Here is a 12,488-nt window from a genome sequence, read left to right as displayed (position 1 = left end):
CATGAAAAAATTATCAGATTATCTTGGTAAAAGTCTAATCATAGAGCAACCATCAATCTGGAAAAGATTTTATGAACTTCGTTCAGATAATGAGGTGCTGGGTGAAATGAAATATCCAAAACTTCTTAGCGAGATGGTTGAGTGTATAATTGGCGATGAAAAACTAACTTTCAGGAGACCACATATTTTCAGTAATGAGATAGAAATAAGGAAACAAGGATTTGAGTTACCGATTGCAAAAATGGATTCAAATTTTTTTGCTACTAGAGGAATACTTGATTTACCAAGAGGCAAAAAGGTGATAATGAATTTTGGATTACTAACTAATCAGGCAAAAATCTTTTATAATGAAAAAGACTTGTTGGTAACGCTTCATAATAAAATCTCATTAAAAGAGAAAAGTAATGTAATAATTGAAAACCGCTCTGAAATTATTGATGACTTTCCGTGGATAATTATGCTGGCATTTTATTTTGCACAGTTAAAAAGAAGGAACTCTGGAATTACATATTAGAATTTAATTATGGCTGAAAAGAAAAAATTTTTGCTGAGAATTGATGAGAAAATCTATGCCGCCCTTGAAAAATGGGCGGCTGATGAATTGAGAAGTATAAACGCTCAAATTGAGTTTCTTCTGACCGATGCATTAAAAAAATCCGGTAGAATGCCTCAAAGAGATGAAGAAAACAAAGACAATCCGACCAATCCCAACCCTTAATTAACAAGTCCAAATTTTATCAAGCAATTAATTAAAGAAATTGTTTAAGTTTGCTGCGAGAAATATTATCAGGAGGAAAAATGAGAATCTTTGTTGCTTTAATATTAACGGTGATTGTTTCAACAGCATGTTCTTCATTAAAACTTAGTCCGGCTGAATTCAGTTGGCCAATTGAATCAGTTCAGAAAATAGATAAAGACGGTTTTGTAAAAGAAGATCGTTATTCATTTAGTTTCAATACAAAAGCTCTTTTTATGGAAGAGATGCAGGATTCAATGGCTTATAAGGGAAAAGATTTGAGAATGATAAGAAATCAGGATGGATATTATTTTATTACATCAAAGGGGTTCAGGAATGTTTATATTTTTCAACCTGCAGAGGCAAGCCTTGAATTAAAGGAAAAAGTATTGATTAATGAAAACGGGTTGAACAATCCTTTCTTTAATCAAAGAAATCCTTACATAGAATTGGTTGATGGCGACTTCAAAGTTTACTTAACCAGCGAAGGAATTTATGGAGGTGCCAAATGAAGAAATATATTTTCATTATTAATGTAATCGTTGCGCTGATTGCTTCTAATCTTTTTGCACAATCCGATTATGAAATTGTTCAGAATTTCAAAAATCGTTATCAGCAATTCGAGCAACAGATCAAAAATGCTGTTACTCTTGAAGAATTAAATTCTCTTACAGGCGAGATTGAAAGATTCAAAAATGAATTTTCAACCTACAAAGAATTGCTTGATAAAAGTCTTTATCCGGATAATTTTGAAAAATCATTCGACAAGCTCGGTAACTCACTGGTATTAAGAAAAACAGATTTCACACAAATAGAAACATTACAAACGGAAGTAATAACACTTCGTTCAGAAGTTGATGAGCTTAATAAAAAGAATGCCGAATTATTAAATCAAATTCAACTGCTTGAAGTGCAACGGAAAAAGGATGCTGAAACAATTGCAAGATTGGAAAAACTTGTAAGCGAATTAAGAACCTCTTTGAAGAAACGAGATGAACTTGTTTATGCAATAATTGATAGTTTATCGCCAAAACTTTCCGGAGATGTTTCTGCTTTAACTCAAAAAGAAAAAGAACAGATTATTGCCGAAACCGAAAAGAAAAATGTGCTTTATATAGTCAAAAAATCTTTGCGTGATAATACAAGATTTCTTGAAGTAACTACTTTAAAGCCGGAAGACTTAAAGGATGTTAAAGAACAGCAATCAAACTTTGTTTCTATGTGGCAGAAAGTTGGACCCAAGCTGGTTGATGTTTATGCCAGCAGGAAAGATAAAACTCAGGAATTAAAAGATATTGACGCTTTGTTCACAAGCTGGAAAACAGGAATTCAGAGAGAAGCCTGGGAATCAATTCGTGAAGATTTTGCTCTGAATAATATTAATCTTCAAAGCTTCTACAATGGAAATGAGTTCACAGAAATTATTACGGCATTTATCAACGATGAAATAAAGAGCTACGGTGTAAAAAGCAAAGAAGAATCACAACGAGTGTACAGCGTATTTGTTGACAGCGTTTGGTACAAAACTATTTCCAATGAATGGATGCCGTATCTACTTGAAAACAATATGCTGACTACTCAGCAAAAGGAAATCATTGAAAAGAAGATAGCTGAATGGAAGGAATTAATTTCACCAAAGGACTTAACACTTATTTATGTTGGAGCAGGAGTTTTAATTGTGCTGATTGTCGCTTTCTTCCTGCTGAGAAAAAAGAATGGAACAAAGGGAGTCCAGAACACAAATTAACTGATAACTAAAAATTAATTTAAGGCGACTTTCGGGTCGCCTTTTTTATTTTTACTTAAAATTCCGCTATGGATTTTGGGTCGTTGGCAATCCCGTAAAAACATTTATTGAATGAGTCATCAAATCAATGATTGTTTTAATTCCCATCAGAAGTAAAATTACGAGGAAAGAAGTATCGGTATTAAAAAATGAACCCGATGCAGCAATAAATCCACCCAAAATAATTGCTAAGTGCATTGGAATAATTCTGAAATATGGCAGAAACATCACTGTTCCGAGATTGGGAATTTCATCAGTTAATGTAGTTTGTTCTTTGTAAAATTCAATTCCATAATTTATAAGAAAGACAACTCCTGTAAACAGGAGATAAAATCCTCCTTCAAACTTTTTCTCTTCGCCCAGAATGGTTGGAAAAGAAAAAAGAAATGCAGCATAAACCAGGTGAAAAAATCCGTAATGAAATAAAAAGAATATTGCTGTAGAGATTTTTGTTGCTTTGGTTGGAAGGACTTCTTTGCCGTTTGCGGACAATCCCTTTGTAGTAAAATTTTTTAACATCATTATTCTGAAAAAATTAAATATTCCTATAATCACGCTTTGAATCCAATAAATCCACATAACTTCAGTAGCAGTGAGTTTATCAACTATTGCAAAAAATATAACCGCTAAGTTTGAACCAATTACTCCCCAGGCAGATGGTTTACTAAAATCAACATTGTTCCATAATTCACTGAAAGAAATTTTTCTTTTCGTTTTTAATGATTTCAATTTTTTTGACTTTCTGTTTTTTCAAGATAAATGTTTTTCTTTTTGAGATAATCTAAAATGAATCCGTAATTCTTTTCATCTTCGCCAATTATTTCGGGAGCGATTATTCCTGATAACTGAAAATTCTTTTCAAGAATAAGTCAACTGCAGTGCCCATATGATAATCGAGGTAAGAAATATTTAATCCTGCTTTAAGAGCTTTTTCAATCTGAGCACGGAGTTCAATTTCAACCTCTTCAACAGAAGGATTATTTTCAAAAAATTTTGCTCTTGAAGGGAAGAAGTAACCAAGTGAATCAACTAATGATGGAACTCTTGAAACTCCAGCAACCGGACCCCAACGATAATTTTTCCATTCTGAATTTAATGTAAGATGAACACCGATGCTCACATTTTTTGCTTCTTTCAATATTGAAACTGCTTCATCAAACCACGCACAGGGAACCATAACTGACGTAGAAAATTTTAATCTCGCATCAATTAATTCTTTTGCAGCTAAGTTTACCGAGTGAGACATTCCAATATCATCACACCTTATCAGCAGAATCTTTTCTTCTTGTTTATTTTGAGCATTCAAAAGAATAAATGCCGATAAAACAAAAATTAATATGCGAAGTTTTTTCATGATAACTCCGAATTATATACCCAAAACTAAAAATAAAATATTTCGCATTGATTAAAATATTTTAGTTGAATTAAAACTGATTGCGATTAATATTTCAGAACAAAATTTCAAAAGTTAATTTCTTAAACAGGAGACATTATGATTGAAAGAATTAAACCCGCTATAGCTTATTTGATAATAATTCTTTTCGCCTCTTTTGCAAATCATTCTGTTGCTCAGAAAAAGCAGCTTACTTTTAATCAGGTTTATATGTTCGGCGAACCAAGATTGATTAATCAATTGCCGCGCAACATCGTTTGGTTTGATGATGAAAATTATCTTCAACAAAAAAGAATTGATGGAAGTACTGCAATAGTAAAAGTTAACGCATCAACCGGCAAAGAAGAAGTGCTTATTAAGTACTCTGATTATGATGATGTTTTGCTTGAATACGAATTAACTTTAGATGATAACATTCTGAAGACAGATGATTATAAAGGATTCATCTTAAAGAAAGATAATGATTTTTATTTCTTCTCATTAACCACCAAAGAACTGAAACGGCTTACAACTGATAATCAGGAAAAAGCAAATCCAACATTATCTCCTGACGGGAAAAAATTAGCGTACACAAAAAACCGGGATCTCTACTATGTTGATATTGAAAGTGGGAAAGAAACGCGAATTACATTTGATGCCTCCGAAACTGTTTATAATGGTTGGGCATCGTGGGTTTACTATGAAGAAATACTTGGTCGCTCATCAAATTACAGAGCTTTCTGGTGGTCGCCAAACAGTGAAATGATTGCTTTCCTCAGAACAGATGATTCACCTGTTCCAAAATTTCCTTTGTATAAAGCTGATGGTGTTCACGGCGAACTTGAGTGGGAACACTATCCCAAATCAGGTGATCCAAATCCAAATGTGAAAATGGGAATCGCACATCTTTCAGACAATAAAATTATTTGGGTTGAAGAAGATGAAACTGCGGATCAATATACTGCATGGCCTTTCTGGACACCAGACAGCAAAGAACTTTTCTATCAGGTTTTGAATCGCGGACAAGATCATCTTCAGATTCTTGCTGCAAATCCCACAACAGGAAAAAACAGATTGGTTTATGAAGAAAAACAGTCGAGCTTTGTTGAATTCTTTGAAGATATACACATTTTTAATGATGGCAGCGGATTTATACTTCGCTCCGATAAAGATGGATACAGACATCTTTATTATTACGATATGAAAGGAAATCTGAAATCTCAACTTACCAAAGGGGATTGGACTGTAACAGAAATAAATCTTGTTGATGAAAAAAATAAAAAAGTTTACTTCGAAGGAAATAAGGACAATTCGCTTGATAATCATCTTTTTGTTGTAAACCTTGATGGAAAAGGATTAACCAGGCTGACTAAAACTTCAGGCACACACGATGCTAAACTTTCAAAGCAAGGTTCATTCTTTATCGATACTTATAGTTCATTAAATGATCCGGGCAAAATGGAATTATTTAATTCAAAAGGTGAATCAATACGAGTTCTTGGCGAAAGAAAAAGTGCCTTAATGGATGAATATCAGTTCGGGAAGGCAGAATTGTTCAAGATTAAAACTTCAGATGGAATTGAACTTCCGGCAATGTGGGTGCTTCCACCGGATTTTGATCCGACTAAAAAATATCCCGTTCTGTTTTCAGTTTATGGTGGTCCTGGTGTTAAGGATGTTAAGAATGCATTCTCATCTTTCCTTGACAGATTTTTTATCTCACAAAATGGAATAATTTATTTTGTTGTTGATCATCGGGGAAGCGAGCATTTTGGTAAGAAAGGTTTGGCAATGATGCACCGCAATTTGGGTAAATGGGAAATGAATGATTATATCGAAGCAGTTAAGTATCTGCGAACTCTTCCTTTTGTTGATTCAACAAAAATCGGAATCACAGGCGGAAGCTACGGAGGATATGTTACCTGTATGGCATTAACTTATGGAGCAGATTATTTCACTCACGGTATTGCTGACTTTTCTGTTACTGATTGGCATTTATACGACAATGTTTACACAGAAAGATATATGGATAAACCGGAAGAAAATCCGGAAGGTTATAAATTTGGTTCGGCTTTAACTCACGCTGATAAATATAAAGGATACCTTTTGATCACACACGGAACACTCGATGATAATGTTCACATGCAAAACACAATTCAGCTCGTTGACAAATTCACAACTCTGAATAAAGATTTTGAGTTAATGCTTTATCCTAATGAAAGACACGGAATTGGTTTTCCTAAATGGACACATGCAAGAAGAGAATATGTTCAATTCTGGTTTAAACATTTTCTCGGGAAAGATTTTGTGAATGAATAAATACTATGGGAACACGGATTTAATCTGTTTAAATCAGTTGGAGCTGTTAAATCCGTGTTCCTATTTTCTTATACGGTTCTGATCACTCTTCTGAAATGATAACCATAAACAGCAAGTGTCATAGCAGTAGTAAATTTTTTAGGATATTTGAATACCGTTATAAACAGAAGCTTCCAGAAATATTTTTTACCTCTCTCAACAATTCCAAGTATCCAGATTAATCTGAGGAAAGCTTTTATTTCACGAATTGAAATTTTGCTTGATTGCCATTTAGGTACTTTGTATTCTCTTAGAAATTCGCTGACTCTTTTAAAGTATTCCTTCTGAGAATAAATCGTATGAAGCAGATTACTGTAACCACGAATAAGAGTTTTGTAATTCATTTTCGGAATAAAATTGATTGAGGCATCCATGTTATTTCCGGAAAACATATCAAGTAATCTTCCTTCGGCTTTCATTCGCTTATAAAGCTTTGTTCCGGTTGGTGCATTTAGCAAACCAACCATTGCATTTGTAATTCCGCTTTGTTGAATGAATTGTATTTGTTCTTCAAAAACTTTTTCGGTGTCATTGTCAAAACCAACTATAAATCCACCTGAGACAATAAATCCAGCGCGTTGTAATTTCTTTACTGAATCAACAAGATTACGTCTAAGGTTTTGTGCCTTTCCACATTCAGCAAGACTTTCACTATTCGGAGTTTCTATTCCGACAAAAACACTATTAAAGCCCGCTTCTATCATCATATTCATAAGTTCATCATCATCAGCCAGATTAACAGAAACTTCTGTAATGAAATTGAAAATGTAATTATGTTCTTTAGACCAATTGATTAGTGCGGGCAAAAACTCATCTTTAAGTTTTCTCTTATTACCGATAAAATTATCATCAACAACTGAGATTGCACCTTTGTATCCAAGTTCGCACAAACGGTTTAATTCTCTGATAAACTGTTCTGAGGATTTAGTTCTCGGCTTTCTTCCGTTAAGCATTGTAATGCTGCAAAACTCACAATCATAAGGACAGCCACGTGAATATTGTACACTCATTGATGCATATTTTTTCATATCAAGTAACTCAAACAAAGGGACCGGAGTTAAACTTACATCCGGAAATTCATCTGAGCGATAAACTTGTTTTGGAGTTCCATTCTGCAAATCTTCTAAAAACATTGGCAGTGTTATTTCTGCTTCATTCAGAACGAAGTGATCAACTCCGAGTAAATCATTGTACTGGGTGGTTGCAAACGGGCCTCCGGCAACCACTTTAATTCCAAGCTTATTGCAACGTCTTACAATCTCTCTGAATGAATTCAGATGTACATTCATTGCTCCGATAAAAACATAATCAGCCCAGAGAAGGTCTTCGTCTTTGAGTTTGCTTACATTCAAATCTATTAATTTTTTCTGCCATTCTTTTGGAAGCATTGCAGCAACTGTAATTAGTCCGAGTGGTGGTTCAGCTGCTTTCTTCGAAATGAATTTTAATGCATCTTTAAAACTCCAGTAAGTTGAAGGGGTTTCGGGATAAACAAATAAAATTTTCATTTTACTTTTCTTTCAAATTTGTTACTCAAATCTGCACATAAAAGTGATGCAGTAGTGTAAAAAAACAGTAAATAGATTTTATATTTAATTGAACTTGAATTAAAGTTAATTGATATTTCGTGTAATAAAATTTTAATTATATTCAAATGCGAAAGAGATATTCGCTCGCTTATAATCTCGCTATCTTTATACTTGCACAAATAGTCTGGCTTGCACTGCTTGGATTGTGGATTTACTGGTATGTATCTAACTATCTGATTTTTGAAAAAGTCGGCGAAAAAGTTTCACCTCAAATTGTAATTGATACACCAAATGTTTTTCCGTTTGTCGGTGGAATTGTTTTACTTGTAGGACTTTCATTCAGTATGGTTTTAATATTCAGGCATTTAAATGTTCAAATCAGATTGACACGATTGTATGATAATTTTATAGCCAACATTACTCACGAACTAAAATCACCACTATCGTCACTGCAACTTTATCTCGAAACATTGAACACAAGAAATGTTCCGCCCGAAAAACAAAAAGAATTTCTTGAACAGATGATAAGAGACACAGCAAGATTGCAGAAACTTATCAGCACAATTCTTGAAATCTCTGCACTCGAAAGCAGAAAGAACAAAGCTAACTTTGAACTTTATGATTGCTGTGAAATAATTAGCCGTTTACTGAAAGAAGCTGCCGAACAATTCCGATTAGAAGATAACACTATCGACTTTAATTGTGATAGTAAGGCAAATATTTCAATTGATGTTAATGCCTTCAAAATGGTTATTGACAATCTTATTGATAACTCTATCAAATACACAACAGGTGAATTAAAAATTAATGTTTCAGTAAAAACATCTTTAAATAAAGTTGAAATTCATTTCACAGATAACGGAATAGGAATTCCCCCTCAGGAACAAAAAAATGTTTTTCAGAAGTTCTACAGAATTTATGATGCAGACATACCCAATGTAAAAGGAACAGGACTTGGTCTTTATTGGGTAAAAGAAATTATAAAGAATCACAAAGGAAAAATTTCCGTTAAAAGTGAAGGCAAAGGAAAAGGTACAACTTTCATTATCGAACTTCCGATTGTAAAGAAACCACACGAAGGAAGAGGGAAAAATGAGTGATGAAAATATTTTAAATGCCAGAATTCTTTTGGTTGAAGATGAAGAAAGTCTTGCAACAGGACTTGAATATAATCTGACCGAAGAAGGTTATATTGTTGATTGGGCGAAGGATGGCAAACAGGCAATAGAAAAATTTAATAAAGGCGAATATGATTTAATTGTACTTGATATTATGCTTCCATATCAAAATGGTTTTGAAGTTGCCGCTAAAGTAAGGCAGAAAGATCCTCAGATTCCGATTTTGATGCTAACAGCTAAAACAACTGTTGATGACAAAGTTAAAGGACTTGAGATTGGTGCTGATGATTACATCACAAAACCGTTTCATCTGAAGGAATTATTACTCAGAATTAAAGGAATGTTGAAAAGAAAAAACTGGTATGTTAAATCAATAAAGTTGAACCCTGTATATAAACTCGGTAAATGTGAAATCAATTTTGACAACCTGAAATGCAGAAAGGGTAAAACAGAATTTAGTCTTACTCACTTCGAAGCAATACTTTTGAAATATCTGATTGAAAATAAAGGAAGAATAATCAGCCGAAAAGAGTTACTGGAAAATGTCTGGAATATGAATCCGGAAGTAGAAACCAGAACTGTTGATATTTTCATATCACGATTAAGAAAATACTTTGAGGATGACCCTTCAAATCCTGTTTATATAAAAAGTGTTAGAAGTTCAGGTTATATATTTGAATCTGAGTAAAAGAAGCAATCAGTTGATGTAATGAAAAGAAATATTTTTCAGAAAGAATAAGTAAATCGTAAACTCAGGTGATCTGCAGAGTTTCTGTAAGATTTAAAGTTTAAACCGACATAAATATTTTCAAAAAGATTATAAACTAAACCCCATCTTTGATAAGTTCTGTCTTCAAAAGTTCTTGCCGGAAAACCATCTGCAACAAAATGTCTGAACGGGATAAACAAATAACCACCAAACTGAACGGAGAATAAAGTCCTTCCCATTAAAAACTCAACACCACCAAGTAAAGAAAATCGATATGGATTTACATATTCATCCGGTCTGTATCTTCTGAACAATTCAACTGCTCTTCCGTTTCTTTCTAGTTCTGCACCAAAGAGTAAAGCCATTATCCTGTATACCTGAATGCTTCTGTTAATTGTAATACCATACATTGGAACTTGTCCCGGCTCGGGATAAGGCATCGAAGAAATTCCCCACGAGAAAGAAACATCCCATCTTTTCTTTTTCGGTTGATTAAGATAAGGATCATTAAGAACGCTTCGTGGTTTAAATTGAACCGGTTTAAGCAAATAATTTAAAGAGGAACTTGCAGCCCAATAATTTATTCCACCATTTGGTTCAAGCAACGCAGCATTCGATTGATGATTCATACTACCTTCTATTTGTAATTCAAGTTGATCAAGAAGCTTAATTGTAATTCCAGCTCCCGCCGACAAAATGTAATTGAAGTGAGTTGAGTAAGACATATTCTGCGGATGCGTTTGCTTGTCAAAGGGTTTAGTTAGGTAAGCAAATCCTGCTTTACCCTTCAGGTGAAAATTGTAATCGGAAGGAAGACCGAAGAAGTAAGTAAAATTAATTCCGCCGGAAAAGCCATAACCAAGAACATCAGTAATATCAAAATCATAAAATGACAGGAAACCACCAATGCGCGGATAGCATTCACAATCAAGCCAAACCTCATCATTATTTAGATGTGAGTAATAAGCAAATTCAATTCCACGAGGGTTTGTGCCCCGGACATTCATCACTTCTTTTGCGTGTGGAATCATATAGCCTGTTATGTAAGTTAATCCAATAACATCGCTACTGCTGCAGCATTCAATATTTTCTGATGAATTATTTGAAGATGAGTCAGATGCCTGCGAGTAAATGTTTGATATAAGAGCCAGAGATATTAAAAAGCAGGACAATATTGTTTTGTACATTTCTAACTCCAGATAATTGAATAATTCCGGAATCAAAAAGTCTTAATATCCTGAAAGCACACCCGTAAAAATAAAAAACCGCAACTTAAGAAGTGTAATTAAAAGTTGCGGATATTCTGAATAGGGGAAGTTATCAAATATTATCTTAAGAAGATCATCCCCTTTGTTTCATAAGTAAAGGTCCCTCCTAAACCCTCTCCAAAGGAGATGGCCTTTAAAATTTTCATCGTAGCAATACCATCTTTTTTGTTTGTTTAAACTCACCAGCAGTCAGTTGATAAAAATAAACTCCTGATGATATTATTGATGCATCGAACTCTACCTCATAACTACCTGCAGGTTTGTATTCATCAACAAGAGTTGCAACTTCATTACCTAAAACATCATAAACTTTAATTGTTTGCCAACTGCTAACTGGCGATTGCCAACTGATCCAGGTACTTGGGTTGAATGGATTTGGATAGTTTTGGTTTAAACTTAACTCTGTCGGTTGATTTTCTTTAAGTTGAACATTGATAGGTGAATCAATAAAAAAATTTAACTCATCACTAAAAACACTTGTTGTATCAGAGCTATATGCTTTTACTTTCCAATAATACATCCCATTCTGAAATTGAGTTGTATATGTTGTATCGCTTAATTGCTCAACCTGTAAAACAATATTATTAAATTGATCATCTCCTGCTACAGTTAAGTCATATCTTATTTCATCAAACAGATTTAATGAATAAGTTGAGTTCCATAAAAATGAAACATCATTTTGATACAAAGTATCTTTGGGCGAAATCAGGTTAAAGCTTTTTGGTACCAAAGGTTTTAATACTGACTGAAAAATTATGGAACTATCATTTTTTGCTAAGTTTCCTAATGAATATTTAAAGTACGAGGAATCTTCTTTCAGAAATAAATTGAAGATACCGGCCAAATATTTCCTTGTTATTAAAAGCTGCTGTGATGCAGTTAAATAGCCATTAGGATCAGTCCAATCCCACAATCTTGTATCCATAAACTTAGTATGATTAGCTCCTTTAATATTGACCAATGCTTTGACCGGATTCGAGTTGTTATACATTGGAAGCTGATTTGAATTTACCGGAGTAATACCATCATTCTGAGCTGCAATAAGATATACAACTCCTTTTATCTGATTCATAGCATTAATTGCTGAAGGATTAGTCTCTGCAGCAGCTAAAGGTGCAACTACAGTTATTGTAGAGTCATATGCTGCAGCTAAAAGACTTGCCCCTCCACCCATTGAGTGTCCCGATAAACCCGATTTAGTTGTATCCACCAGGCTAAAAAATCTTGAAGACTGATTTGTGTTTTGGGATTGGATAAATTTTATACAATGAATTAAATCATAACCAAGTTGAAGATGATTATTATCCGGAAACTGAGGTGCAATTACAATAAAACCATAGCTGGCAAGATGTTTATATATAGAAATATAATAGCTGTTTTGCATAAAGAAACCATGTCCAAAAGCAATTGGTTGATAAGGACCATTAAGCGTATCAATTTGTGCTTCACTTCCTTCGATAAATGACGGATAATAAATGAGTGCATTAAAATTTCTACCATCTCTGTTTAATGAAACACTAGTCCACCCGGCTTGAAATGGGCCTTGATTTGAGGGTTGAGCTATAGGTTCTAAAACAAATACAATTATAAAAAGTATAATTAGCATAATAGC

12 protein-coding genes are annotated in these 12,488 nt (G+C 33.7%); 7 read left to right on the top strand and 5 right to left on the bottom strand.

All coding sequences use genetic code 11. From position 1 onward, the window contains the following. The first annotated feature begins 1 nt into the window (after position 1). The 4 genes from Q0X14_RS11405 (at position 2) to Q0X14_RS11390 (ending at position 2,483) form a co-directional block, all read left to right on the top strand. On the top strand, positions 2-514 hold the full coding sequence (locus Q0X14_RS11405) for a hypothetical protein (protein ID WP_297838548.1): 513 nt from the start codon (positions 2-4) through the stop codon (positions 512-514). A 9-nt stretch (positions 515-523) separates the two neighbouring features. Then, a complete protein-coding gene (locus Q0X14_RS11400) occupies positions 524-718 on the top strand; it encodes an Arc family DNA-binding protein (RefSeq protein ID WP_297838546.1) in 195 nt (64 codons plus the stop codon). 80 nt (positions 719-798) lie between these two features. After that, positions 799-1,248 (top strand): hypothetical protein, encoded by a 450-nt coding sequence (locus Q0X14_RS11395; RefSeq protein WP_297838543.1) that lies wholly within the window; start codon positions 799-801, stop codon positions 1,246-1,248. Further along, the gene (locus tag Q0X14_RS11390) at positions 1,245-2,483 is read left to right on the top strand and encodes a hypothetical protein (RefSeq protein WP_297838541.1); all 1,239 of its coding nucleotides are present in this window, start codon (positions 1,245-1,247) and stop codon (positions 2,481-2,483) included. Before Q0X14_RS11395 ends, Q0X14_RS11390 begins: the two co-directional genes overlap by 4 nt. Before the next feature lie 66 nt (positions 2,484-2,549). Here Q0X14_RS11390 and Q0X14_RS11385 read toward each other — a convergent pair whose 3' ends face one another. After that, positions 2,550-3,251, bottom strand: a complete 702-nt coding sequence (locus Q0X14_RS11385) for a DUF6498-containing protein (protein ID WP_297838538.1) — start codon at positions 3,249-3,251, stop codon at positions 2,550-2,552. A 103-nt stretch (positions 3,252-3,354) separates the two neighbouring features. After that, positions 3,355-3,876 carry a ChbG/HpnK family deacetylase gene (locus Q0X14_RS11380; protein ID WP_297838535.1) on the bottom strand — a complete coding sequence of 174 codons (522 nt, stop codon included), beginning with the start codon at positions 3,874-3,876 and terminating at the stop codon, positions 3,355-3,357. Between the two features lie 138 nt (positions 3,877-4,014). On the opposite strand from Q0X14_RS11380, the gene Q0X14_RS11375 reads away from it, so the two are divergent. Beyond that, entirely contained in the window at positions 4,015-6,213 is a 2,199-nt protein-coding gene (locus Q0X14_RS11375) for a S9 family peptidase (RefSeq protein WP_297838532.1), read from the top strand. Between the two features lie 68 nt (positions 6,214-6,281). Here the strand turns inward: Q0X14_RS11375 and Q0X14_RS11370 are convergent, their stop codons facing one another. Beyond that, entirely contained in the window at positions 6,282-7,760 is a 1,479-nt protein-coding gene (locus Q0X14_RS11370; protein WP_297838530.1) for a B12-binding domain-containing radical SAM protein, read from the bottom strand. A 146-nt stretch (positions 7,761-7,906) separates the two neighbouring features. Here Q0X14_RS11370 and Q0X14_RS11365 point away from each other — a divergent pair, with 146 nt between their 5' ends. After that, a complete protein-coding gene (locus Q0X14_RS11365; protein WP_297838526.1) occupies positions 7,907-8,881 on the top strand; it encodes a HAMP domain-containing sensor histidine kinase in 975 nt (324 codons plus the stop codon). Beyond that, the gene (locus tag Q0X14_RS11360; protein ID WP_297838523.1) at positions 8,874-9,587 is read left to right on the top strand and encodes a response regulator transcription factor; all 714 of its coding nucleotides are present in this window, start codon (positions 8,874-8,876) and stop codon (positions 9,585-9,587) included. Before Q0X14_RS11365 ends, Q0X14_RS11360 begins: the two co-directional genes overlap by 8 nt. Before the next feature lie 38 nt (positions 9,588-9,625). Here Q0X14_RS11360 and Q0X14_RS11355 read toward each other — a convergent pair whose 3' ends face one another. Then, positions 9,626-10,795 (bottom strand): acyloxyacyl hydrolase, encoded by a 1,170-nt coding sequence (locus tag Q0X14_RS11355; RefSeq protein ID WP_297838521.1) that lies wholly within the window; start codon positions 10,793-10,795, stop codon positions 9,626-9,628. 223 nt (positions 10,796-11,018) lie between these two features. After that, positions 11,019-12,482 carry a T9SS type A sorting domain-containing protein gene (locus Q0X14_RS11350; protein WP_297838518.1) on the bottom strand — a complete coding sequence of 488 codons (1,464 nt, stop codon included), beginning with the start codon at positions 12,480-12,482 and terminating at the stop codon, positions 11,019-11,021. Positions 12,483-12,488 lie beyond the last annotated feature (6 nt).

Source organism: Ignavibacterium sp. (assembly GCF_025998815.1).
Classification (GTDB): Bacteria; Bacteroidota; Ignavibacteria; order Ignavibacteriales; family Ignavibacteriaceae; genus Ignavibacterium.
The sequence above is the reverse complement of the archived record's forward strand: the minus strand, read 5'-3'. Positions and strand labels throughout refer to the sequence as shown.

Excerpts from the sequence above, each read along its gene's own strand:
- Q0X14_RS11405 (WP_297838548.1), top strand. The coding sequence starts at position 2 with ATGAAAAAATTATCAGATTATCTTGGTAAAAGTCTAATCATAGAGCAA.
- Q0X14_RS11400 (WP_297838546.1), top strand. The coding sequence starts at position 524 with ATGGCTGAAAAGAAAAAATTTTTGCTGAGAATTGATGAGAAAATCTAT.
- Q0X14_RS11395 (WP_297838543.1), top strand. The coding sequence starts at position 799 with ATGAGAATCTTTGTTGCTTTAATATTAACGGTGATTGTTTCAACAGCA.
- Q0X14_RS11390 (WP_297838541.1), top strand. The coding sequence starts at position 1,245 with ATGAAGAAATATATTTTCATTATTAATGTAATCGTTGCGCTGATTGCT.
- Q0X14_RS11380 (WP_297838535.1), bottom strand. The coding sequence starts at position 3,876 with ATGAAAAAACTTCGCATATTAATTTTTGTTTTATCGGCATTTATTCTT.
- Q0X14_RS11375 (WP_297838532.1), top strand. The coding sequence starts at position 4,015 with ATGATTGAAAGAATTAAACCCGCTATAGCTTATTTGATAATAATTCTT.
- Q0X14_RS11370 (WP_297838530.1), bottom strand. The coding sequence starts at position 7,760 with ATGAAAATTTTATTTGTTTATCCCGAAACCCCTTCAACTTACTGGAGT.
- Q0X14_RS11365 (WP_297838526.1), top strand. The coding sequence starts at position 7,907 with ATGCGAAAGAGATATTCGCTCGCTTATAATCTCGCTATCTTTATACTT.
- Q0X14_RS11360 (WP_297838523.1), top strand. The coding sequence starts at position 8,874 with ATGAGTGATGAAAATATTTTAAATGCCAGAATTCTTTTGGTTGAAGAT.
- Q0X14_RS11355 (WP_297838521.1), bottom strand. The coding sequence starts at position 10,795 with ATGTACAAAACAATATTGTCCTGCTTTTTAATATCTCTGGCTCTTATA.
- Q0X14_RS11350 (WP_297838518.1), bottom strand. The coding sequence starts at position 12,482 with ATGCTAATTATACTTTTTATAATTGTATTTGTTTTAGAACCTATAGCT.